The organism is Phyllobacterium sp. P5_D12, assembly GCF_054049495.1.
Map to the genome: position 1 here is coordinate 1 of NZ_JBFUMG010001116.1, position 664 is coordinate 664.

General features: G+C 56.3%; 1 pseudogene. It reads left to right on the plus strand.

Annotated elements, in window-relative coordinates:
- Positions 1-60: 60 nt before the first annotated feature.
- A pseudogene (locus tag ACXJ5O_RS29030) lies at positions 61-664 on the plus strand (colanic acid biosynthesis glycosyltransferase WcaL); the annotation flags it as partial.

A 664-nucleotide genomic window follows, 5' to 3' on the forward strand; every position in this document is an offset into this window, starting at 1 on the left:
GCGACTGGCTGGACGAGCGCGAACAGCCATTGCCCGCAGTCGCGGAATAAGAGAATAAACTTGTCAGTACGCCTCAAGACATTGGTGATTCTGAAGGGCTATCCGCGCCTTTCGGAGACATTCATCGCACAGGAACTGCTAGGACTGGAGCGCGCGGGCTTCGACCTGACACTGATCTCCATGCGAAAGCCGACGGACAAGAAACGTCATCCGATTCACGATGAGATCAAGGCGCGTGTCGTCTATCTGCCCGAATATCTTCACGAAGAACCAATCCGAGTCTTTCGTGCCCTCATGGCAGCGCGGAAAAAGCCTAATTTCAAGCCGCTTCTCCAGCGGTTCTGGAAAGACCTGCGTCGCGATATTTCGCGCAACCGCATCCGTCGTCTCGGCCAGGCGCTTGTCCTTGCCCATGAATGGCCCGACGCAGGCGAATGGCTGCATGCCCATTTTATTCATACGCCGGCTTCCGTCGCACGCTATGCCAGTATCATGACTGATGTGCCTTGGACCTGTTCGGCCCATGCTAAAGACATATGGACCTCCCCCGACTGGGAACTGATCGAAAAACTCGGCGCCGCTCGCTGGAGCGTCACGTGCACGCGCGCTGGCTTCGAACACATGCGTGGGCTGACAAATCGAAAGGAACAAGTGCATCTGAGCT